The organism is Gordonia sp. IEGM753 (genome assembly GCF_050321825.1).
Lineage (GTDB): Bacteria > Pseudomonadota > Gammaproteobacteria > Pseudomonadales > Pseudomonadaceae > Aquipseudomonas.
Genome location: NZ_JBNQGB010000005.1, coordinates 237,984 through 257,481 on the forward strand (window position 1 = coordinate 237,984; position 19,498 = coordinate 257,481).

20 protein-coding genes are annotated in these 19,498 nt (G+C 59.1%); 11 read left to right on the plus strand and 9 right to left on the minus strand.

Annotated features, from left to right (window positions below; all coding sequences use genetic code 11):
- Positions 1-56: 56 nt before the first annotated feature.
- Positions 57-1,370: a protein kinase gene (locus ACQR3R_RS23445; RefSeq protein ID WP_428275836.1), complete on the minus strand. Its 1,314-nt coding sequence runs from the start codon at positions 1,368-1,370 to the stop codon at positions 57-59.
- An 81-nt stretch (positions 1,371-1,451) separates the two neighbouring features.
- Positions 1,452-2,564 carry a cell division protein ZapE gene (zapE, locus tag ACQR3R_RS23450; RefSeq protein ID WP_428275838.1) on the minus strand — a complete coding sequence of 371 codons (1,113 nt, stop codon included), beginning with the start codon at positions 2,562-2,564 and terminating at the stop codon, positions 1,452-1,454.
- Between the two features lie 194 nt (positions 2,565-2,758).
- On the opposite strand from zapE, the gene ACQR3R_RS23455 reads away from it, so the two are divergent.
- The 7 genes from ACQR3R_RS23455 (at position 2,759) to ACQR3R_RS23485 (ending at position 9,117) form a co-directional block, all read left to right on the plus strand.
- Entirely contained in the window at positions 2,759-3,283 is a 525-nt protein-coding gene (locus ACQR3R_RS23455; RefSeq protein WP_428275840.1) for a spore coat protein U domain-containing protein, read from the plus strand.
- Positions 3,284-3,324: 41 nt separating this feature from the next.
- The gene (locus ACQR3R_RS23460; protein ID WP_428275842.1) at positions 3,325-3,858 is read left to right on the plus strand and encodes a spore coat protein U domain-containing protein; all 534 of its coding nucleotides are present in this window, start codon (positions 3,325-3,327) and stop codon (positions 3,856-3,858) included.
- A 20-nt stretch (positions 3,859-3,878) separates the two neighbouring features.
- Entirely contained in the window at positions 3,879-4,415 is a 537-nt protein-coding gene (locus ACQR3R_RS23465; RefSeq protein WP_428275844.1) for a spore coat protein U domain-containing protein, read from the plus strand.
- A gap of 4 nt (positions 4,416-4,419) precedes the next feature.
- On the plus strand, positions 4,420-4,920 hold the full coding sequence (locus ACQR3R_RS23470) for a spore coat protein U domain-containing protein (RefSeq protein ID WP_428275846.1): 501 nt from the start codon (positions 4,420-4,422) through the stop codon (positions 4,918-4,920).
- A gap of 28 nt (positions 4,921-4,948) precedes the next feature.
- The gene (locus ACQR3R_RS23475; RefSeq protein WP_428275848.1) at positions 4,949-5,722 is read left to right on the plus strand and encodes a fimbria/pilus periplasmic chaperone; all 774 of its coding nucleotides are present in this window, start codon (positions 4,949-4,951) and stop codon (positions 5,720-5,722) included.
- Between the two features lie 135 nt (positions 5,723-5,857).
- Positions 5,858-8,149: a fimbria/pilus outer membrane usher protein gene (locus ACQR3R_RS23480; protein ID WP_428275850.1), complete on the plus strand. Its 2,292-nt coding sequence runs from the start codon at positions 5,858-5,860 to the stop codon at positions 8,147-8,149.
- A complete protein-coding gene (locus tag ACQR3R_RS23485) occupies positions 8,146-9,117 on the plus strand; it encodes a spore coat protein U domain-containing protein (RefSeq protein ID WP_428275852.1) in 972 nt (323 codons plus the stop codon). Before ACQR3R_RS23480 ends, ACQR3R_RS23485 begins: the two co-directional genes overlap by 4 nt.
- Positions 9,118-9,121: 4 nt before the next feature.
- Here the strand turns inward: ACQR3R_RS23485 and ACQR3R_RS23490 are convergent, their stop codons facing one another.
- Both ACQR3R_RS23490 and ACQR3R_RS23495 read right to left on the minus strand, forming a co-directional pair.
- The gene (locus ACQR3R_RS23490; RefSeq protein WP_428275854.1) at positions 9,122-9,874 is read right to left on the minus strand and encodes an anti-sigma factor family protein; all 753 of its coding nucleotides are present in this window, start codon (positions 9,872-9,874) and stop codon (positions 9,122-9,124) included.
- Entirely contained in the window at positions 9,871-10,377 is a 507-nt protein-coding gene (locus ACQR3R_RS23495) for a sigma-70 family RNA polymerase sigma factor (RefSeq protein ID WP_428275856.1), read from the minus strand. The genes ACQR3R_RS23490 and ACQR3R_RS23495 overlap by 4 nt, the downstream gene beginning before the upstream one ends.
- 158 nt (positions 10,378-10,535) lie before the next feature.
- Between ACQR3R_RS23495 and ACQR3R_RS23500 the strand changes: the two genes are divergently transcribed.
- Together ACQR3R_RS23500 and ACQR3R_RS23505 are read left to right on the plus strand one after the other, a co-directional pair.
- Complete coding sequence (locus ACQR3R_RS23500) at positions 10,536-11,621, plus strand: catalase (protein WP_428275858.1); 1,086 nt, start codon at positions 10,536-10,538, stop codon at positions 11,619-11,621.
- Positions 11,618-12,163 (plus strand): cytochrome b/b6 domain-containing protein, encoded by a 546-nt coding sequence (locus ACQR3R_RS23505; protein ID WP_428275860.1) that lies wholly within the window; start codon positions 11,618-11,620, stop codon positions 12,161-12,163. The genes ACQR3R_RS23500 and ACQR3R_RS23505 overlap by 4 nt, the downstream gene beginning before the upstream one ends.
- Here ACQR3R_RS23505 and ACQR3R_RS23510 read toward each other — a convergent pair.
- The gene (locus ACQR3R_RS23510) at positions 12,160-13,362 is read right to left on the minus strand and encodes an MFS transporter (RefSeq protein WP_428275862.1); all 1,203 of its coding nucleotides are present in this window, start codon (positions 13,360-13,362) and stop codon (positions 12,160-12,162) included. The two genes, ACQR3R_RS23505 and ACQR3R_RS23510, sit on opposite strands and share 4 nt — an antisense overlap.
- 93 nt (positions 13,363-13,455) lie before the next feature.
- Between ACQR3R_RS23510 and ACQR3R_RS23515 the strand changes: the two genes are divergently transcribed.
- Positions 13,456-13,902 carry a winged helix-turn-helix transcriptional regulator gene (locus ACQR3R_RS23515; protein WP_428275864.1) on the plus strand — a complete coding sequence of 149 codons (447 nt, stop codon included), beginning with the start codon at positions 13,456-13,458 and terminating at the stop codon, positions 13,900-13,902.
- Between the two features lie 39 nt (positions 13,903-13,941).
- Here the strand turns inward: ACQR3R_RS23515 and ACQR3R_RS23520 are convergent, their stop codons facing one another.
- Together ACQR3R_RS23520 and ACQR3R_RS23525 are read right to left on the minus strand one after the other, a co-directional pair.
- Positions 13,942-15,093: a M14-type cytosolic carboxypeptidase gene (locus ACQR3R_RS23520; protein WP_428275866.1), complete on the minus strand. Its 1,152-nt coding sequence runs from the start codon at positions 15,091-15,093 to the stop codon at positions 13,942-13,944.
- A gap of 480 nt (positions 15,094-15,573) precedes the next feature.
- On the minus strand, positions 15,574-15,885 hold the full coding sequence (locus ACQR3R_RS23525; protein ID WP_428275868.1) for a DUF6124 family protein: 312 nt from the start codon (positions 15,883-15,885) through the stop codon (positions 15,574-15,576).
- Between the two features lie 159 nt (positions 15,886-16,044).
- Here ACQR3R_RS23525 and ACQR3R_RS23530 point away from each other — a divergent pair, with 159 nt between their 5' ends.
- Positions 16,045-16,692, plus strand: a complete 648-nt coding sequence (locus ACQR3R_RS23530; RefSeq protein ID WP_428275870.1) for a S24 family peptidase — start codon at positions 16,045-16,047, stop codon at positions 16,690-16,692.
- A gap of 39 nt (positions 16,693-16,731) precedes the next feature.
- Here ACQR3R_RS23530 and ACQR3R_RS23535 read toward each other — a convergent pair whose 3' ends face one another.
- Positions 16,732-18,681 carry an ATP-binding protein gene (locus tag ACQR3R_RS23535; RefSeq protein ID WP_428275872.1) on the minus strand — a complete coding sequence of 650 codons (1,950 nt, stop codon included), beginning with the start codon at positions 18,679-18,681 and terminating at the stop codon, positions 16,732-16,734.
- Entirely contained in the window at positions 18,681-19,493 is an 813-nt protein-coding gene (locus tag ACQR3R_RS23540; protein ID WP_428275874.1) for a gamma-carboxygeranoyl-CoA hydratase, read from the minus strand. Before ACQR3R_RS23540 ends, ACQR3R_RS23535 begins: the two co-directional genes overlap by 1 nt.
- Between the last annotated feature and the right edge of the window lie 5 nt (positions 19,494-19,498).

Genomic DNA, 19,498 nt, shown 5'->3' on the forward strand with positions numbered 1-19,498 from the left:
TTCTTGGGGTCGCTGCGCAACCCATCGGGGATAAACCCCCTCGCCACGATTGTTGGCTAATGGGTGTGCAGTATCTCGACAACCTCACCGAACCCCGGCCGCGCCAGTACGTGCGGCTGACAGCAGCGTTGCTGCACATCCTCAAGTTGCGCGCGACGTTCGTCGCTTAACCCGCTGACGATGCGCTCGAGCAACTCCCCCAGCAACACGCCGAACGCCCGCACTTCGATTCGCTGCAAGGCGCGACTTTCTTCGCTGTCCGACGTGGCATGAAACGATGCGGCACCGAAGTCTCCCAACAAGCAGTCACCGTGCTCGTTCCACATAATATTGTGGCCATAGAGGTCGCCGTGGGTGATGCCCTGCTGATGTAAATGCTCGGCAACCGAGGCGATGCCGCGGGCGATGCGCAGTGCCACATCGGCCGTGAAGCGCGTGTCGTTGTCGTAGATGTCACGGCTGCAGGACGCCAGGCTCGGCAGGGCTGCCAGGTTGCGGTAGCTCGGGTCGATCAGCTCCATCACCAAACCGGCCTGTGCTTGCGGGTGCTCGACAACCCGGCCTTCAACCCGGATCAGATTGGGGTGGAGCCCGGCAGTGATGCAGGCATTCATTTCATGCAGCGGCGAGCCATCGCTGGTCATTTCGCCTTTGTACAGTTTGATCGCCACTGGCAATGGCGGTTGCTCCGGCCGTTGCCATTGCGCCCGGTAAATAATGCCCGATGCGCCTTCGCCCAGTTGTTGCTCCAACTGCAGCGCGGACCATGCAATGGTCGGGGTCGCTTGCAGTGCAACGGCGCTGGCCTCGGTTTCCAGCGGATTACCCGCGTAGGCCAGCCAGGTCAGGCTCGGCAGGGCCAGCAGCCATTCGGGAAGCTCGGTCAATTGGTTGGCAGCGATTCGTATCAGCTCAAGTCGATGGCATTGGCTGAGGCTTTCAGGCAAGCGCTGCAAGCGGTTACCTGCCAGCATCAGTTTTTGCAGATGTGGGCGCCGGCCCAGTTCGGCCGGCAACTCGCTGATGCAGTTGTCGGTCAGGATCAGCCAGCGCAACAGGGGCGGCAGCGCAGCCGCTGGCACGTGTTCAATGCGATTGGCCTTGAAACCGATCATGGTCAGCGTGGCACATTGGCCAAGGCAGGCAGGTAACTCGGTAAACAGATTGTCCGAGCAGAACAACACCCGCAAACGGCTCAGGCGATGTAAATCATCCGGCAGGCTGCTCAAGGCGTTGCCGCTGAGGTTGAGCACTTCCAGTGAGTCTGCCAGGTCAAAAATTTCCTGGGGGAATTGCGTCAGGTTGCAGGAGAGGTCCAGGCGTGTGATGCCTTTCAACGTGCCGGCGCGCAGTTGTGCAAGGGTATGCATGAACAGATTCGCTATTGATCGAGGGAGAGTGACGCGGGCGACATGATAACGACTCGGCACCACCGCTTGCGATCTTTTGAGTCAGGCGCCGCGCACTTCCATTAATTGCCCCAAACGGCTGCGCGTGCGGGCCAGATCAATCGCATCGCCCGCCAGGCTTTCACGTAATGACCGCTGCCCAAGCAAAACCAGCTGTTTGTCCTGGTCGTAAAGCACGTCGATCAGGTTGATAAAGCGCTGCTGGGCGGCAATCGAGCACTCGGCAAGATTGGGCAGTCGGTCGATGATCCAGTGATCGAAACGTCGGCAAAGCTCAAGGTAATCCATGACCGCGGTGGGCTGGTCACACAGGTCGGCAAAGGTAAAACCGACCGTTCGTCCTGCGCTGTACCGAGCAGTAAGGTCACGGTTGCCGACGGGCAGTGTCATGGCCGGCGCTTCGTGCTCGGGCAAATTCAACGCCTTGCGCTGTGCCTCGGTGGCGGGCCAGATGTAGTGGCCCTGGGTAAATACTTGCTGTGCATGCGTTCGCGCCTGGCTGCGGTAGTCATGCGGACCGCCGACTTCCATCACCTGCATGCGTGCGTTGATCAGGTCGATCACCGGTTTGAAGCGCGCGTGATACAGCGGATTCGGCAGCAGGCCTTCGGGCGGGTAGTTGGAGGTGACCAGTAGCAGGATGCCGCGGGCGAACAAGGCTTTGAACAGCCGTGTGATGAGCATTGCGTCGCCGATGTCATGCACATGAAACTCGTCGAAACACAGCACCCGACAATCCTGCAGCAGCTCATCCAGCGTCGTGGCCAAGGCATCGGGTTGATCGCGATGGCTGAACATGCCGCTGTGCAGGCGCGCAAAAAACTCATGAAAGTGCAGGCGCTGCTTCTCGGCAATCGGTATTGCCTGGAAAAATCCGTCGAGCAACCAGCTCTTGCCGCGCCCCACTGCGCCGTGCAGATAAAGGCCGGGCAGTGTTTTTGCCGATTCACCCAGCAGCGCATTGGCGTGCTGGGCCATCCAGTCGATTACGCGCTGTTGGCTGTGGCTGAGGGTGTAACCCTGGGCATGTGCTTTATGGCGAAAGTAATCGTGCACTTCACGACTCGCGGTGCTGTGACCGGCGGCTGCTGTGGTTGTGTCGAAAATACGCCGCAATGCGGACCAGCGTCGTGCGAATCGTGAACGGTTGGGCATCCGTACGGCCACTGTGGTGTCACCCCGTAATCTTTTGGCCGGCTCCCCGAGCTGCGGCAGCGTAGTGTAACCAAACGGGGAGTTTTACTGCCACCGGTGCCGATAAAATGGATCCAATGCCGTGGGTTCACTGGCGTATTCGCGCTGTGTTGCTAATCTGAACCGTTGAAGCCTGCCCTTAAAGGAATGGGGCCATGAATGGATATGTGGTGTTGGCAGTCTTGAGCGTGATGCTCAGTGCGCAAGTTTTGGCCGCAGAACTTCAGGTCGAAGTGCGGGTCGAGGTGCAGCGCGGCTGTCAATTGGTTGGAGTACAGCGCAGCGCGGGCGTCGAACAACTGGGCGTGCTGGACTTCGGCAGCACCGCACGCCTGGATGACCCCACCGGACCGTTGGGCGCCGCGTTGACCAACCAGCGTCTGCCACGTCTGGAATGCAATCCCGATACTCCCTATCAATTACGCGTCGACGGTGGCCTGCACGGTGGCGTCGGTGACGTGCGTTACCTGGCGGGCTCCGCCGACAGCAAACCTATCCCTTATCGGCTGTATCAGGACCCCGCCCGGCTTATCCCGCTGGCGGTGAATGTCCCGATGAGTGGCCGTGTGCCGGACACCGGCTCCGTTGATTTGCCGTTGTATGGCCGCATAGATCGGCTGGCGGAGATCCCGCGTGTCAGTCGTTATTCAGACCTGGTGAAGGTGACGGTCACCTGGTAGGCGTTCGAGTGGTTAATCCTGAAGGAATCGGGAATGGCGTTATGACGAGCAAGCACTGGAAGGTTTTGGTGGTCAGTGCCCTGACACTGATGGCCGACGACGCTCATGCGGCGATCAGCGGGCAAATTCATGCGCGGCTGATCATTATTGCCGGTTGCGAGGTGACCAACGGCGCGAGCGCCGGTAGCCCGGTCAGTGATTTCGGTACGCTTGATTTCGGCCAGCAGGGCCCGACCTGGACCACTCCGATCAAGGCCAGTCTCAGCGATGAAGGCAGCGGCAAACTGAACGTTGCCTGCAACCCTTCGGTGACCGGGTTTACCGTCACCATCGATGGCGGTGCCCATGGCGACGGCACGACCCGCCGTTTGAGCAACGGCAATCAGACCATCCCGTATCAGTTGTTCCTCGATGCCTCTGGAAACCAGAGCTACAGCATCGGCCAACAACACAATTTCGCTGTGACCAGCGGGGCCCAGGTACCGATTCCGGTATTTGGCTCGGTGGTGGCGAATACCCGCGCAGTACCGGCCGGTGTCTATACCGACACCCTGACGGTGACGCTCGATTGGTAAACCCGTAGAGGACGGACACCATGCACATGCTCGTTTCAAGGATAGGTTTGTCATTGCTCGGCCTGACGCTGGCGACCAGTGTCACGGCAGCCACCACCGTCACCGGGCAGATCAGCTCCACGCTGATCCTGACCAGCAGTTGCCTGGTCAACGGCACGGCCGGCACCACTGGTTTGAACTTCGGTACGGTGAACTTTGGCACCACCACCAGTTTGTTCACCGAAGCCGATGGCCAGGTGCTGGGCGGTGGCGGCGGGGCGCTGTCGGTGCAGTGCTCCAGTGGCACCACGCCCACCATCACCGTGGGGGCCGGCGCCCACGACGCGCAATCTTCCGGTGGCACCCGGGCGATGTATGACGGTGTCGCCAATTATGTGCCGTACGACTTCTATACCGACGCGGCGCACTCGCAACTGCTGGCCATCAACGGCGTGATCAACCTGACCGCGAGTACTGGCCAGACGCAAGCGGTGAACATCTATGGCAAAGCGGTGGGTAAGGCGGGTCTGCCGGCGGGGACTTACACCGACACCGTTTCCGTACAACTGACCTTCTAGTGCAATGGCCCGTCATGGCTGTGCGGCGCTGCTCTTGCTGGGCGCGTGCGGCGTACCTTTACCGCTGGCGGCGGTGACCAGCCAGAGCTTTCAGGTGAGTGCCACGATTACCTCTGGATGCCTGGTGGGGGGCGGTGTGTCGAATTACGGCAGCTTGAATTTCGGCAGCCGCTCGGCATTAGCCACCGGCACGGTGCAAGCGGCGTTGACCGGCGGAGTGCAGTTGCAATGCACGCCGGGTGTGACGCTGAACATGACCGTCGATGGCGGCAAGTACAACAGCAGCGGCAGGCACATGCAGCTCACCACCGGGACTAATCAGGTGGCGTATCAACTGTTTCGCGACGCGGCGTTCAGCCAGAGTCTTGGCGTGGGGCAAAGCGTGGCGGTGGCCTACTCCGATGCAAACAACATCAGCCTGCCTATTTACGGACAGGTGCTACTGCCGGGCAATCAACCTGGCGGGACCTACAGCGATGTGCTGCAAGTGCAATTGTCGTGGTAATGCGGCGTTTTCAACAGGGAGCAGGCATATGTGGTCAGCGGTTTTGCGTTGTACGGTATTGGCGATGGCGATTCTTGGGGCGACGAAGGTTCAGGCCGCCAGTTCGGTGCTGATCTGGCCGATTGATCCGGTGCTTGAGGCCGATCAACAGGCCAGCGCCTTGTGGCTGGAAAACCGCGGTAGCGAGACGGCCAATTTGCAGATCCGGGTGTTTGCCTGGAACCAGAGCGGTTTCGACGACCACTACCAGAACCAGCGCGACGTGATCGGCAGCCCGCCGGTGGCGAAAATCGAGCCTGGCCAGAAACAACTGGTGCGACTGACCCGGACGAAGGATGTGCCGCCGGGCCAGGAACTGGCCTACCGGATCATCATCGACGAAATTCCGTCGGCCAAACCGCCCGTGGTTGAAGAGGGCAAGACTGAAGCCGCCATTCGGTTTCAGATGCGTTATTCGGTGCCGTTGTTTGCCTATGGCTCGGGCCTTTGGAGCAAGGAAGACACCACCCGCAAACGTGACCCCAAAGGTGTGGGGTTACCGGACCTGAGCTGGCGCGGCGTGACGGTTGACGGCCGCCCTTACGTGGAAGTGCGCAATCAGGGCGCAGTGCATGCTCGGCTGACGGACGTGGCGCTGAAACAGGGCAGCCAGACCAAACCCCTAGTGGAAGGACTACTCGGTTACGTATTGCCGGGCGCAACCATGCGTTGGCCGGCACCGGGGCCGATGGCTGGCGATCCGGCGTTACAGGTGAGGGTGAACGGCGCGTCGCAGGTTCAGAGTCTTACGCCGGCGCGTTGAAACCAGTCCCAAGACTGATGGGCTGGTGAAAAGGGAATTTGGAGGTCCATTGAAGGACGTAAAGCGGTAAGGAGCCCGGGTTGGGCTCGCAGTTTCCAGCGTCCGTTGTGGGCATTCAGCTGTGTGTGCTGCACGGTGTTCGCGTCCGCATCGGGGGCCGGTGCTTTACCGCCGCCACCGAGCGGTATGGAGGCAGTGGCCGATGCACAGTTGTTTTTGGAACTGGTGGTCAACCAGATGGATACAGGACGTGTCATTGCGGTCGAGCAACGTGGCGGCCGGCTCTTTGTTCCGGCCACAGCGCTGCGAGATACCGGGATGAAATTGCCGGAAAACATCAGTGCCGAAGTTGATCTCGATAGCCTGCAAGGGCTGCACAGCGAGTACGACACTGTGGGCCAAAGGTTGCTGCTTGATGTGCCCGCTGACTGGCTACCGGAACAGTTTGTGGGCAATCGCCAAGCCTATCCGCGCACACCGGCGCTGAGCAGTTTCGGTGCGTTGCTCAATTACGACCTGTACCTCAACGACACCGATGATGCCGGCACCTACCTTGCAGCATGGAACGAAGTGCGCCTGTTCGACACGTGGGGCACGCTGTCCAACACCGGGCAATACCGGCGCACCTTGTCGGGTGACGCGGTCAGCGCATTGAATAATGGTTACCTGCGTTACGACACCACATGGCGCTATTCGGATGAGGAGCGACTGCTGACCTATGAGGCGGGCGACGTCGTCAGCGGCGCGTTGCCCTGGACCAGTTCGGTGCGATTGGGTGGCGTGCAATTGTCGCGTGATTTTGGTGTGCGCCCGGACCTGGTGACGTACCCGTTGCCGCAGTTTGCCGGTGAGGCTGCGGTGCCGTCCTCGGTGGACCTGTTCATCAACGGCTACAAATCCGCCAGTGCCGAACTGCAGCCTGGGCCTTACACACTCACCAACATTCCATTTATCAATGGCGCAGGCGAGGCGGTAGTGGTCACCACCGATGCGCTGGGCCGACAAGTCTCGACCACGGTGCCTTTCTACGTCACCAGCAACCTGCTGCAAAAAGGCTTGAGCGATTTTTCGGTGGCCGCCGGTTCCTTGCGGCGTGACTACGGCATTCGCGATTTCGGCTACGGCCCCGGTCTCGGCTCCGGCAGCTTGCGCTACGGGTTGAGCGACAACTTCACCCTTGAAACCCATGCCGAGGCCTCGGATTCGCTAACGCTCGGCGGCCTCGGCGGGAACCTGCGACTGGGCAATTTCGGGGTCCTGAACACCGCGCTCAGCCAGAGTCGATTCGACGGCGAAAGCGGTCAGCAGATGAGCCTCGGTTATCAATACAGCAGCCAGCGCTACAGTTTTTCCTATCAGCGCCTGCAACGCCGCGATCAATACGCCGACCTGAGCGTGATCGACAGTCCGTACACCACGCTCAGCAAACGCAGTGAACAGGCAACCTTGAGCCTGAGCCTGGGCGAGTGGGGCAGTCTGGGCGCCGGGTATTTCGATGTGCGCGCGACGGATGATTCGCGCACGCGGTTGCTTAACCTGACCTGGAGCAAGCCATTGTGGCGCAACACCAGTTTTTACCTGTCGGCCAACCGTGAGATTGGCGACAGCAATTGGGCGGTGCAGGCACAACTGGTGATCCCGTTCGACCTGCGCGGCAGCCTGGCAATCAGCAGCGAACGCAGCAAAACCGGGCAAACCCAGCAGCGCGTCAATTACAGCAGGGCGGTGCCGACTGAAGGTGGAGTGGGCTTCAACCTCGGGTACGCGCAGGGCGATGCCCCCGATTATCGTCAGGCTGACGTGACTTGGCGTTTGCAGTCGGTGCAATTGCAGGCTGGCGTCTATGGCAACAGCGACGCCCAGACCCGTTGGGCCGATGCCAGTGGTTCGCTGGTCTGGATGGACCGACAGGTGTTCGCCGCCAACCGTATCGATGATGCTTTCGTAGTGGTCACCACTGACGGTTACGCCGACATTCCAGTGCGTTACGAAAATCAACGGGTCGGCCAGACCGACAGTAACGGTCATTTGCTGGTGCCCTGGAGCAGTGCTTATTACCGTGGCAAGTATGAAATCGACCCGCTTAACCTGCCGGCCAACGTGCGCAGCCAGAATGTTGAACAACGCATAGCCGTACGCCGGGGCAGCGGCTATTTGCTGGAGTTTCCGTTGAGTCGGGTGATTGCCGCGAGCATCGTGCTGGTGGATGCACAGCAGCAGAATTTGCCATTGGGCAGTGGCGTGCTGCACGAGCAAAGCGGCACGCAAACGGTGGTCGGTTGGGACGGTCTGGTGTACCTGGAGAACCTGCAGTCAAACAACAGTTTGCGGGTGACGTTGGCGGATGGAAAAACCTGTCAGGTGCAGTTCGCCATGGACTTGAAACAGGATCAGATCCCGTTGATCGGGCCGTTGGTGTGCCGATGAGCTGTTTCAGGGTTTTAGTGCTGCTGGTGCTTGGGTTGCCGGGTTCGGCGTGGGCATTGTGCTCGGCGGTGGCTACCTCGCCGGTAGCCTTTGGCTCATTAAGCTCGATTGCACTGCGAACCACCTCGCAATCGAGCTCAACGTTGAATGGTGGGTTGAGTTGCACCGGCTCATTAGTCTCGTTACTGACGAGCACCGATCACTTCTACGCCACCTTCACCTCCACTCAAACCGGGTTGCTCGGCCCTACGGGCGACATCATCAATTACACGCTGTATGCCAACAACAGCACCAGTTACCCGATAACCCGGGGCGTGGCATACGACTTCGCAAAAAACGGGATTATTGATGCACTCGGGTTGCTGGGCAGTGTGGTACCCAAAACCGTTCCGCTCTACCTGGGCACAACCATTGGCAGCAATGTGGCAGCGGGGGTTTACACCGAAACCCTGAGCATCTTCTGGAACTGGAATTACTGTTCAGGCATCGGTGTTGGCAGCATTTGCCTGGGGCGCGACATCAACAGCGGCAACACAACACTGACGGTCAATCTGACCGTCGCCAACGACTGCACCATCACCGCGCCGAACATCAGCTTCGGCAGTGCGCCGGTCATCAGCGCCTTCACCGCTGTGACTGGCCAGACCATCAACCTGGCGTGCACCAAGGGCAGCGCCTACACCGTAGGGCTGGACGATGGCCTGTATGCGGTCAGCGTCGGCGGTCGGCGGCGGATGATGGCGGGCGGCAACTATCTGGCATACGACATTTTCAAAAGCGCGGGTACCACGCGTTGGGGCAGTGTGGGCACTGCCCGACGAGCCAGTACGGATGCGGAGGTCAACCCCGGCAAAGGCTTGGGCACTGGCAGCCAGATCTTCAATTACAACGCGAAAATCTACACCGATCAGACCACTCCGCCCGCGGGCACTTACGTTGACAGTGTGATTCTCGACGTAGGCTTTTAATCGTCTAAAACTGCATGGTTTGCTTGAGCAACTGTGCGGCCGGTGTATCCGCCGGGCTGACCATCGCGTAGTTGTAGCCAGCGCCGGACCAGTACTCTGCCTGTAACTCGCCATCGCTGCGACTGCCACGCGGCAGCAGGTAGTTTTTGGGGCCGGGCGGGCGGACATAGAAGCTGATTTTTTGTCCGCTTTGATTCTGGTAAACCACCATCGCTGCTGGTCCCTGTTCGGTACTCAGCAAGCGCCCGCTCACCGGTTGAAAACCGGCACTCGCAAGATTCGGCAAACGATTGGCCTGGTTGAAGTAGCGGTCCAGCCAGTTCTGCATATCGCCGTCCTCGCCCACCTTGTAGTCGGCTGGCATTACGCCTTGCTGGGCAAACAACCGATAGGCCTGCATGGCATCGGTCATCGGCAGGGTCGCGCCGGCGAAGGTCATCTCCCGTGCCTGCCAACCGCTGATACCGCCCACACTGATGGCAATCAGCAAGGCAGCGGCGCTGGCCAGGTGGCGGCGTGATTGGCGTTTCAGGCGTTGGCGAATCAGTGCTGGATTCAGGTCCGGGTTGACGGGTTGCTGCAACGCACCGCCGAGTGCCGCACGCAATTGCTGGGCGTCCTGTTGCCAGGCGCGCACCTGTGCGGCAATGGGTGGATTGCTCGCCAGAAAAGCGTCTACCCGATGTCGGTCGGCATCGCTCAGTTGGTGGTCGACATAGGCGTGCAGGTCGCGCTCGCTTGGGGGCATGCTGATCATTTGAGTCTCCGCAGGGAAGGGCGGGTGATTTCGCCGTCGCTGAGTTGGCGCAAGGCCAGGCGCGCACGCGACAAGCGCGACATGACGGTGCCGAGGGGAACGTCCAGAATGTCGGCGACCTCTTTGTAACTCAAGCCTTCGACCGAGACCCAAAGCAGCAACGCACGCTGTTCGGTGGTGAGCTGATCGAACGCTTGCAGCGTCGATTGGGCGATCACGGTGCGCTCGACCGAAGGCTGTGTATCGTCGCGGCCGGTGAAGAATTCGAGCATCCGCGCATACCGTCGGGAGCGTCGGTGGGCGTCGAGAAACTGTCGATAAAGAATCGAAAACAGCCAGGCACGTAAATCGCCCTCGGCACGTTTACTGCCCCAACTCGACAGCGCTCGCTCCAGGCACGACTGCACCAGGTCGTCGGCGCTGCTGGGATTGCGCGTCAACGACACGGCGAAACGTCGGAGTCTGGGAATGATTTCACTCAGTTGTTCGTCGATATCGTTCATGAAGTTCCGACTAGTCACTACGCTGTGGACTAGGAAGACGCCCGACGCACGAGGTTATTCCACGCCTGAAAAAATAAATACCGTGCAATGGAATAAACCGTTCCGGTGTACGTCTGCTTGATCCTTCTCACTTGTGGCCGATGGCCCTGGAGTCATTCATGGTAGATCGCTCATCACCGCCCGCGCGGCCACCGCTCAGTGGGGTAAGCCTGGCGTTGCGCCTGGCGGCCATCGCCGTGGTGGTTGCCGCAGCTGCCGGGGCTTTTGCCTACGTCAACGGCACACTTGACCCACACCGTTTGACGCCAAAAGCGCTGATCAATGTGCTGGAAAAAAACAACGGCGTGCACCCGGGGTTTCGGCGTAACCACTCGAAAGGTGTGTGCGTGATCGGTCACTTCGAAAGCAGCAGCGAGGCGCGCAATTATTCCAGCGCGCAGGTGTTCAATGAAGCGCGAACCCCGGTGGTTGGGCGCTTTGCGCTGCCGGCCGGTAATCCCTATGCGCCTGACAACAGTGTGCCGATTCGTAGCATGGCGTTGCGTTTTACCCAGGCAAACGGTCAACAGTGGCGCACCGGGATGAACAGCATGCCGGTGTTCCCAGTGGGCACGCCTGAAGCGTTCTATCAATTGCAGCAAGCACAATCGCCCGATCCGGCCACCGGTAAACCGAATCCTGCGGCGGTGCCGGCGTTCTTCGCCGCGCACCCCGAAACAGTGCCGTTCCTGACGTGGGTAAAAACCGCCAAACCCTCGGCCAGCTACGTGACGGAAACTTACAACAGCGTTAACGCCTTTTACCTGGTGAATGCGGCAGGCCGGCGCCAGGCAGTGCGTTGGAGCATGGTGCCGCTGGTCAAGGATGCGGCGGGGGCTACCGCGCCTGAGGGCGGCGATTTTCTGGAGAAAGACCTGGTGCAGCGCATGGCGGCAGGCCCGTTGCGTTGGCAGTTGAATATTACCCTCGCCGACCCCGCTGACCCGGTCAATGATGCCAGCAAGGCCTGGCCCGATGGGCGCAAAGTCCTGAATGCCGGCACGTTGGTGCTTGAAAGTACCCAGCCGCAACTCAATGGCGAGTGCCGTGATATCAACTATGACCCGCTGATATTACCCACCGGTATCGAGGGCTCCGACGACCCGCTGCTGGCCGCGCGCTCCGCCGGTTACGCCACTTCTTACCTGCGCCGCACCAGCGAAGTCAATCAGTTGCCAGCCGCTAACCAGGAGGCTCGCCAATGAGCACTCAACCGAACCATTTCGCTCCGTTGGCGCGACTGCTGCACTGGCTGATGGCCCTGATGATCATTGCCATGTTGTTTATCGGCGCCGGCATGGCAGCGTCGGTCTCCGAACGTCATGAATGGCTTATTCATCTGCACAAACCGTTGGGCATCGCGATTCTATTGCTGGTGATTGTGCGTCTGGGCGTACGGTTTTCGACCCGCCAGCCACCGCTGCCAGCAGACCTTCCGGGTTGGCAAGTGCTGGCGGCGAAGGCCTCGCATGTGTTGCTGTACGCCTTGATGTTGATTCTGCCGTTGTTGGGTTGGGCAATGATTTCGGCGGCTGGCGACCCGGTGATGCTCAGTGAGTCGCTGCAGTTGCCGTCAATCCTGCCTGCCAATGCGCAGGTGTTTGCGTTCCTGCGCAAAGCGCATGGCTACTTGGCTTATCTGTTGTTTCTCACGGTATTGCTGCATTTGGCGGCCGCGTTGTTCCATGGCTGGGTACGCCGTGACGATGTCCTGGACAGCATGTTGCGCGGCAAGGATCGGCACTAACCGGCCTGGGTGGCGCATGTTGCCGATGCGCCACTCTTTGTTGTCAGCCACCAGTAACCCAGCGCAAACGCATTGATGGCGGCACCCAGCAGGCAGACACCCAGCCATCCGGCAGCGGAATACATAGCCGTTGAGCCGATTGAACCCAAGGCGCTGCCGATCGAATAGAACAGCATATAGCCGGCAGTGAGTCGGCTTTGCGCCTCGGGGCGTACGCTGTAAATCATGCTTTGGCTGGTGACGTGCACCGCTTGCAACCCCAGATCCAGCGTGACCACGCCCAGCAACAGCGCCCACAACGAGGATTGCGTCATGGCGATGGGCAGCCATGAAACCAGCATCAGCAGCAACGACAAGCCACTGGTCCATTGCCCCCAACCACGGTCTGCCAATTGCCCTGCGCGTGCCGCCGCCAGTGCACCTGCCGCACCTGCCAGGCCGAATAATCCGATGTGTGTGTGCGACAACGACAGCGGCGGGGCGCTTAACGGCAGCACCATCGGCGTCCAGAGCACCATGGCGCTGGCGAACGTCAGGAGCGCCAGAACTGAGCGATGACGCAACACCGGTTCTTCCCTGAACAAGGTGAACACCGAACGTATCAACGCCCCGTATGAGCTGACCGGTTGCGCCGCTTCCTGTTTGGGCAATACGCGAAACAATAGTAGCGCCATCACCAGCGTCAGCCCGGCTGACAACAGATAAATCGAGCGCCAACCGGCGAGGTCCGCCATGCCACCGGCCAGCGTTCGGGCTAGCAAAATACCGACGACGATGCCGCTGGTGACCACGCCCACTACGCGTCCGCGTTGTTCGGGGTCCGCGAGTGTCGCCGCATAAGCCACCAGAACCTGCGTCACGACTGCCAGCAATCCGGTGAGTGTCATCCCGATCAATAACCACGTGCTGTTCGACGCCAGCGCGATCATCAACAACGCGGCGGCGGCGAGCAGTGTTTGCGTCACGATCAGGCGCCGGCGATTGAGCAGATCCCCCAGCGGCACCAGCAATATCAGGCCGATGCCATATCCAACCTGGGTCAGGGTGACGATGATGCCTATGGTTGCCGGGTCCATGGCGAACGCCTCAGCCATGGCGTCCAGCAAGGGCTGCGCGTAATACACGTTACCGACAGCCAGCCCGCAGGCGACAGCAAACAGCAGGATCACTGCGCCACTTAATGGTTGATCCGTTTTCATGTTGCTCTCCTAATTGGTTTCAATATAAAACCAGTTGTACGGTAAGGAGAGTGGTTTTATATTGCAACCATATTTGTTTCGGTGAGCGTGATCATGGTCAAACGTACAAGCATGGAAGGCGCCGACTGCCCGGTCGCTCGCTCGCTGGACGCCATTGGCGATTGGTGGTCGTTGCTGATCGTGCGCGATGCGTTCGACGGCATTCGCCGGTTCGGCGCGTTTCAGCGCAATTTAGGCATGGCGAAGAACATCCTGGCGGCGCGATTGCGCACCCTGGTAACGCACGGAATTTTTGATTTGGTACCGGCGTCGGATGGCAGCGCCTATCAGGAATATGTGCTGACCGAGAAGGGGAAAGGCCTGTTTCCGTTGATCATCGGGTTACGGCAGTGGGGGGAAACCTACTTCTATGAGCCGGGTGAAGCTCATTCGCGCGTTGTCGATCGCGCCAAAGGGCAGCCAATTCAACCGCTGGAGCTGCGTGCCGCGGATGGTCGTTTGCTCGGCCCAGAAGATTGCGAGCGGCTGTCGGCACAGTGATTCATGGCTGCATGCCGGGCATGCAGCCGTGTGCGTCGATCAGCGCAAGGTGCCGACCATGTCGGCGATGGTGGTCAGTACATCCTTGCCCAACTGCTTGGAGCGTTTGCCCGACCAACCGGTCAGCGGATCTGGCGCGTCATTGTTGTCCTTGAAGGGCATTTCCAGGGTCAACGCCAGGCAATCGAATTTTGCGCCGACGCTATTGCAGGCCAGGGTCATGTTGGCCTGGCCTGGTTTGTCACGGGTATAGCCGTGTTTGGTCTGGAAGTCTTTGGTCAGGTGCTTCAGGTGATCGCGGAAGCGGGTTTCGAGTTTTTCGATCCGCGGCGTATAGCCCGGATTGCCTTCGCACCCGGCGGTGAACACGTAGGGGATTTCTTCATCGCCATGGATGTCCAGGAACAAATCGACGCCGTACTTTTCCATCTGCTGCTGGGCGAACAGCACTTCCGGGCTCATGTCCTGGCTGGCGCTCTGCCAGGCGCGGTTCAAATCCTGCCCCATCGCATTGGTCCGCAGGTGGCCATGGAACGCGCCGTCCGGATTCATGTTGGGTATCAAGTATAGGTCTGCACTGGCCAGCAGTGCATTCAATACCGGGTCATCGTGCTTTTCCAGACGTTCAATAACGCCTTCCATGAACCATTCGGCCATGTGCTCGCCCGGGTGTTGTTGGGCGATCATCCAGATTTTGCGCTGGCCCTCGGCGCCGGTGCCTTTACGCAATAACTGGATGTCACGGCCCTCGGCGCTTTTACCTGTGGCCAGCAATTGGGTCCCGGCCTTGGACAATGCTTGTTCGATGAGCCAGTCATGCCGGCCACGGCTGTAGGGTTCGAAGTAGGCAAACCAGGCGTGAGTAGCGGTGGCTTCCAGGCTGAAGCGCAAGCAATCGCCTTCGAAGATAGTCGGCACCCGGAACCAGTTCACATGGTCATAGGAGGCAACGGCTTGATAACCGTCCCAGGCTTTGTTGTAGGAAGACTTGCTGGCGTTATTCAGGCGAAACCAGTGCTCTTGACCGACATGAAGGCCGCTGGCCTTGAAGTGGAACCATTGGAAGTGCTGGCTGCGAGTGTCTGGCCGGATGGCCAGCAGGGCTTGCAATGGATTGCTGATGTCCAGCACTTCAATGTTGCCGCTGTCAAAGTTCGCGCTGATGTCGAAAGAGGATTTGGCCACGGTCATAGTCGATTCCTGAATATGATTTTATGGCTGCTACTTTACACGTTGGGGAGGGAAAAACTGGCAGAAAATACGGGATGTATGGGGGGCGTCGTCCTTGACGCCGACGCAGCTTAGAGACTGTGCGATTGATTCTCAAGTGCTATTTTTTGATTAGTTTGGACCAATATAGACGGGCATCTGTTGCCATTAGATATTCTTTTGATATCATCCGCGCCATCGAATTCGCAACACCTAAAGACTTCATTAGCCTGAAGCCATAGCCAGAATAACTGGCAAAAAAAGACCCGGCAAAAAGCCGGGTCAAAAACCGTGATTAGCCTGATGAGGAGATAGTCCAGGAGACCGACCTAAGGTCACTTGGACAATCGACTGATCTCGCGACCAGCTGCATGCAATAATAATCATTCTCGTTTGCAAGTCAAACTATTTTATCTGCGCGATTGGAAAATTCTTTCCGGTCCTTCCCGAGCGGCTGTCTTCCTATTCGTTTTGATTGCCTTCCAGCGAGCGATCAACCATCGCTTTTGCCATGTCGATCATGTGCACCGCCGAGATCGCCAGGTCGCGATGCGCGCCCTGCAGATTGTTGGCTGATTCGTAAGCAATGGCGCCAGCACAGCGCATTAGGTCTGAAGCATGGACCAGCGCCTCTTCACTGCTGATATTTCGGTTCACATCAAAGAAGCGTTCCTCGACATCGACCTCTGAAACAGTTGGTTTCAAGTAATAATCCAGTGCTCGCTGCGCAGCCGCATAACCCTTGGTAGAGGTTAGCGAGGTGTCGATTTGCACGTCTGGCAGTTCATTGCTGGGTAGTGTCATGGTGATAACAAGCTCCGTGTTAGATTCAAGTCCATGAGCTCATCCTAGTACGTACTGTATTTGTGACGAGAATTTAAATAATACGAATTGTGTTTTGATGGTCGGAGGCGCACACGTATCGTGCCGCACATGGATAAATGGATTGAGTTGGTCAAGGCCAAAATGAGTGAACTCAAAATCACTCAAGACATACTCGCTGACCGTCTGGGCATGTCCCAGGGCGGTGTGGGTCATTGGTTGAAAAAGCGGCGCCAGCCCAGCATTGAGGACATGAACCGTGTCTTGCAGGCGTTGGGCATGGAGTATCTGGAAGTAGCGATGGTGATTCGCGAGCCCAGTACCGCAGCGGATGACGAAATCTGCCTGACAAAAAAGTACAACCCGTACTTTCGTTACCCGGTCAGCGATTGGAGAGAGACGGGAGAGCTGCGCGATGGCGATCAGCCGGTGTATGGCTCGCAGCGTTTTGAACTGTCCGACTACCACGCCCGGGGTGCTGCTTTCTGGCTGAACGTGGAGGGCGATGCAATGACCGCGCCCAGCGGTGTCAGCGTTGCAGCGGACATGTTGATTCTGGTGGACCCGGCCATTGAAGCGCTGCCCGGCACACTGGTCATAGCCCAAAGGTCAGGCAGCGCCGAAGCGACGTTTCGCAAGCTGATCGAAGAGGGCGGGCAGCGTTATCTGGTCCCGCTCAATCCGACGTATCCCAAAGCCCTCTACACCGACGAGTGTCGAATTATCGGCGTAGTGGTTCAGGCCACAGTCAAGTTCTAGTCAGATCGGTCCTCGCAATGCGCAGGACCGTTCTTGGTTTCAAGCCTCTTCCAATTCGACCAGGGCGCTTCCCTCGCTGACCATCTCGCCTTCCTGGCAATACAGCGCCTTGATCACACCGGCATGTGGCGCACGAATGCTGTGCTCCATTTTCATCGCTTCCAGTACCACCAGTTGCGCACCGGCTTCAACTGTCTGGCCTGCTTCCACCAACACTCGCACGATACTGCCGTTCATTGGCGCGGTCAGTCCGCCCTGATGGCTGTTGCTGGCTTCGACAGCGCTGATCGGGTCGTAAGTCTCGATACGACGCAACTCACCTTCCCACTGCAGGTAGACAACATCGTCACAACGAATGACCCGGTGTTGGCGGCGTACACCATCAATGTCGGTCAGCAGTTGCTCGCCTTTGAGTTGTGCAGTGCCATTGGCACCCAAAGTCAGCGCACGGTCCTGTCCTTCGCAGCTCAGATGCAGCGTGGTTTCTGTCGGCAGCCCTGCCCGGAAACCATTACTGCGAGCCCAAGGTGAACTTGGGTCATCAACGCGCGGTGTGCTGGCCTGGCTCTGGGTGAACGCCTGAGCGGCAGCCTGCCAGAACTCATCACTGAGGTCTGAGGGCTGGGGCAGCAATTGTTCCTGATAACGCGGAATGAAACCGGTATCCAGTTCCGCCGCGGCAAACGCTGGATGGCCGATGATCCGGCGCAGGAAGTTGATGTTGGTCTTCAGCCCGCCAATCGCAAACTCATCGAGCATGCTCAGCAAGCGCAGGCGTGCCTGTTCACGGTCTTCACCCCAGGCAATCAATTTGCCGAGCATCGGGTCGTAGAACGGTGAAATCTCGTCGCCTTCTTCGACACCGCTGTCGACCCTGCGTCCCGGGCCTGGCGCGGATTCGCGATACAGCGCCAGGCGTCCGGTGGCCGGTAGGAAATCGTTGCCCGGGTCTTCGGCGTAAAGGCGCACTTCAATCGCGTGACCGATCAATGGCACGTCGGCTTGGGTCATTGGCAACGCTTCGCCACGTGCCACGCGTATTTGCCAGGCCACCAGGTCCAGGCCGGTAATGGCTTCTGTTACCGGGTGTTCGACTTGCAGACGCGTGTTCATTTCCATGAAGAAGAACTCGCCGCGAGAATCGAGCAAGAACTCCACCGTGCCGGCGCCGACGTAACCGATCGCTTGTGCCGAACGAACGGCGGCTTCGCCCATGGCGCGACGCAACTGTGGGCTCAGCCCCGGTGCTGGCGCTTCTTCGACGACTTTCTGGTGTCGACGCTGAATCGAGCAGTCACGTTCGTTGAGGTAAAGGCAATTGCCGTGTTGGTCGGCGAACACCTGGATTTCCACGTGACGCGGTTTCAGCAGGTATTTTTCAACCAACATCCGCGAGTCGCCGAACGAGGATTTCGCTTCACGCTGGGCTGAGGCCAATGCCTCGGACAACTGGCTGACGTCCTCGACCACTTTCATGCCCTTGCCGCCGCCGCCGGCCGTGGCCTTCAACAGCACCGGATAGCCGATACGTTCGCAGGCATCGCGAAAGGTTTCGAGGTCTTGAGCTTCGCCGTGATAACCCGGAACCAATGGCACGCCAGCGGTTTCCATCAGCGCTTTGGCTGCGGATTTGCTGCCCATGGCATCAATGGCCGAGGCGGGCGGGCCGAGAAAGATCAGGCCGGCGTTTTCGATGGCGCGAGCGAAGCCTGCGTTTTCCGAAAGAAAACCGTAACCCGGGTGAATCGCTTGTGCGCCGCTGGCCTTGGCGGCAGCAATCAATTTGTCAATTTGCAGGTAGCTGTCGGCGGCTTTACTGCCCCCCAGGTCAACGCGTATATCAGCCTCGCGGCTGTGCCTTGCTTCACGGTCGGTGGCGCTGTGCACGGCCACGGTTGTGAGGCCCAGCGCCTTGGCGGTACGCATCACCCGGCAAGCGATTTCGCCACGATTGGCTACCAACAGAGAGGTAATTACAGGGGCGCTCATCAACGCGGCTCCTTGGTGATGGATGCTTGCCAGTTCGGCGGACGCTTTTGCAGAAAGGCACGCAAGCCTTCCTGGCCTTCGGGGCTGACGCGGATTCGAGCGATTGCATTTTCGGTGTAGCGTCGTAGCGCCGGGGTCAACGCGCCGTTACCCACTTCGCGCAGCAAATCTTTGCTGACACGCATGGCGGCCGGGCTGTTGAGCAGCAAATTGTCGATCCATTGCTCGACGCTCTGTTCCAGCTCGGCGGCCGGATAACTTTCCGACAACAGGCCGATTTCTTGCGCGCGTTGCCCACCGAATCGCTCGGCGGTCAGTGCATACCGGCGTGCTGCACGCTCGCCAATGGCTTGCACCACGAACGGGCTGATGACCGCAGGGGCGAGGCCGATGCGTACTTCCGACAGGCAGAATTGCGCTTCATCGGCACCGATGGCCATGTCACAGCAACTGATCAAACCCAAGGCTCCACCAAAAGCCGCGCCTTGAACCACGGCCAGCGTCGGCACTTTCAGTTTCGCCAGGTTGTACATCAGCTCTGCCAGTTCGCGGGCATCGTCGAGGTTGGTCTGGTAGTCGAGTTCGGCCGATTGTTGCATCCACGCCAAATCGGCGCCGGCACTGAAATGCTTGCCGCGACCGCGCACCAGCAGAAAACGCAGGTTGGGATCGGTCGCAATCTTATCCAGCGCCAGGATCAGCTCGCGGATCATTTCGGCGTTGAACGCGTTGTTTTTGTCTTCGCGGCTGAGCCACAGGGTGGCGAAACCCCTTGGGTCGCTCAGCAGTTCGAGGGTATTGAAGTCGCTCATTGTTT